2 protein-coding genes are annotated in these 2,799 nt (G+C 41.3%); both read left to right on the top strand.

Annotated features, from left to right (window positions below; all coding sequences use genetic code 11):
* On the top strand, positions 1–1,329 hold a 1,329-nt coding region (locus V5N63_RS07135), incomplete at its 5' end, for a 4Fe-4S dicluster domain-containing protein (RefSeq protein ID WP_332033398.1).
* 18 nt (positions 1,330–1,347) lie between these two features.
* The gene (nrfD, locus tag V5N63_RS07140) at positions 1,348–2,748 is read left to right on the top strand and encodes an NrfD/PsrC family molybdoenzyme membrane anchor subunit (RefSeq protein WP_332018738.1); all 1,401 of its coding nucleotides are present in this window, start codon (positions 1,348–1,350) and stop codon (positions 2,746–2,748) included.
* The last annotated feature ends 51 nt before the right edge of the window (positions 2,749–2,799 follow it).

Consider the following 2,799-nt stretch of genomic DNA (forward strand, 5'->3'; position numbering starts at 1 on the left):
GCCGAAAAATTAGGTTTAGATAATGATCTGAATGCAAGAATGCAGTTGGATGGATCACTGGTAAACCTTACTATAAACGGTGTTACTATTAAAGACGTACCTGTTTTTGTACAGCCTGGTCAGGCAGAGGGTTCTATGGGACTTGCGCTGGGTTACGGTAAAAAAGATTCAGGTAAAGTAGCAGAAACAGGAGTAAATGCATATCCTTTATTCGACGGTTCAAATTCAGTTTTATCGAATGTAAAAATCGAAAAAACTGGTGGTGATCATGAGTTTGCCGGAATGCAGCTTCAGAATACCTTAATGGGTCGTTACGATATCGCGAGAGAAGTTCCTTTGGATACGTTCCTTAATGTGAAATTTGATGACGAAAAATTAGGCTGGAACAAACCTTTGGAATACCATACCATTGGAGGAGCTTTACCGGCAGGTAAAGTAGATCTTTGGGATTCATTTGATGATACCGATGGGCCACACTTTAACCTTTCTGTTGACCTGAATTCATGTACCGGATGTGGTGCCTGTATCATTGCCTGTCAGGCAGAAAACAACGTTCCGGTCGTAGGTAAAGAAGAAGTAAGAATGTCGCGGGATATGTATTGGTTGAGAATCGACCGCTATTATTCTACCAACGTTCCTGCAGAAATGGATAAGAACAAAGACAGCAAACTTTCTCAGGAAGAAGCAGTTTCTGCAGATCTTGATGTACCGGGAATGTATGGTCACGCTTTCGATAAGGACAGCGGTATTCTTAACCATCCTGCGGATAACCCCGATGTAATCTTCCAGCCAGTAATGTGTCAGCACTGTAACCACGCACCTTGTGAAACTGTTTGTCCGGTTGCGGCCACATCGCACGGTAAGCAGGGGCAAAACCAAATGGCTTACAACAGATGTATCGGTACAAGATACTGTGCGAACAACTGTCCGTATAAAGTAAGAAGATTCAACTGGTTTACGTATAACCTTAACGATAAATTTGACTTCAATCAGAATAATGATTTAGGAAGAATGGTGCTGAATCCTGATGTTGTTGTAAGAACAAGAGGGGTGATGGAGAAATGTTCAATGTGTATTCAGATGACACAGAAAACAATTCTGGAAGCGAAGAAAGAAGGTAGAACAGTAAAAGACGGAGAATTCTCTACAGCTTGTGTGAATGCATGTTCTACAGGAGCTATGAAGTTTGGTGATATGAACGACAAAACTTCTGAAGTAAGAGCTTTATACAGCTCTAACAGAAGATATACGTTGCTTGAGGAGATTGGTACAAAACCAAACGTTTTCTACCACACCAAAGTGAGAAACAGAAAAGAACAAAATGTTTAAATAATAAATAGGTAAAAAATGTCAGGACATTACGAAGCTCCGATAAGGGAACCTTTAATTATTGGTCATAAGACTTATCACGATATCACAGAAGATATCGCAAGACCTATCGAGGAACGCGCAGGAAAATTATGGTGGGTTTCCTTTTGGATAGCTTTAACACTATTCATCTACGGATTTGGCTGTATCGCGTACACCATTGGTACCGGTATCGGTGCCTGGGGACTTAACAGAACCAACAACTGGGGATGGGATATTACCAACTTTGTTTGGTGGGTAGGTATCGGTCACGCCGGAACCTTAATTTCTGCAGTTCTCCTTTTATTTAGACAAAGATGGAGAATGTCGGTAAACCGCTCCGCAGAAGCAATGACGATCTTCGCCGTTGTGCAGGCAGCAATTTTCCCGGTAATTCACATGGGTAGAGTTTGGGTAGGATATTGGGTTTTCCCACTGCCAAACCAGTTCGGTTCACTTTGGACAAACTTTAACTCGCCGCTATTGTGGGACGTATTTGCAATTTCAACTTATTTTTCTGTATCAACCGTTTTCTGGTTTATGGGATTAATCCCTGACTTTGCGATGATAAGAGACCGTGCAAAAACCCCTTGGACCAAAAGAATTTATACATTCCTGGCTTTCGGTTGGGGTGGTAAAGCAAAACACTGGCAAAGATTCGAGGAATTATCACTCGTTTTGGCAGGTTTGGCAACACCGCTTGTATTCTCGGTACACACCACCGTATCCTTTGACTTTGCTACATCGGTAATTAAAGGTTGGCACTCAACCATTTATCCTCCGTACTTCGTTGCGGGAGCAATTTTCTCCGGATTTGCAATGGTACAAACCCTCTTGCTTGTTGCAAGAAAAGTAGCACACTTAGAGGATTATATTACCATGTACCATATTGAGATTATGAACATCGTAATCGTTGTAACAGGTGGTATGGTAACTGTAGCCTACGCATGTGAATATTTCATCGCATGGTACTCCGGTTCAAGATACGAAGATTTCGTTTATCTGTCTCCGGGTGCAGCAACAGGACCTTACTGGTGGGCTTTCTGGGCGTTGATTATCTGTAACTTGGTTATTCCTGCTTTGTTCTGGTTCAAAAAAATCCGTACAAACATTATGGCTACATTTATTATCGCCTTGATCATCAACATCGGGATGTGGTTTGAAAGATTCGATATTATCGTAATCAATATCTCAAGAGATTACTTACCAAGTTCATGGACGATGTTTAAGCCGACAATTATCGACGTAGGAGTATTTCTCGGAACAATAGGCTTCTTCGGAGTGTTATTTTTACTCTACGCCAGAACTTTCCCTGTAATTGCTCAGGCGGAATTGAAGACTATTTTGAAAATCTCAGGTGAAACTTATAAAGCAAAAGAAGAAGAAGATGAGCACCACTAAAAAAGTTTACGGTATTTATGCCGATGATGACGATTTATTGAACGGCGTACA

This window comes from Kaistella sp., assembly GCF_032060305.1.
Classification (GTDB): Bacteria; Bacteroidota; Bacteroidia; order Flavobacteriales; family Weeksellaceae; genus Kaistella; species Kaistella yananensis.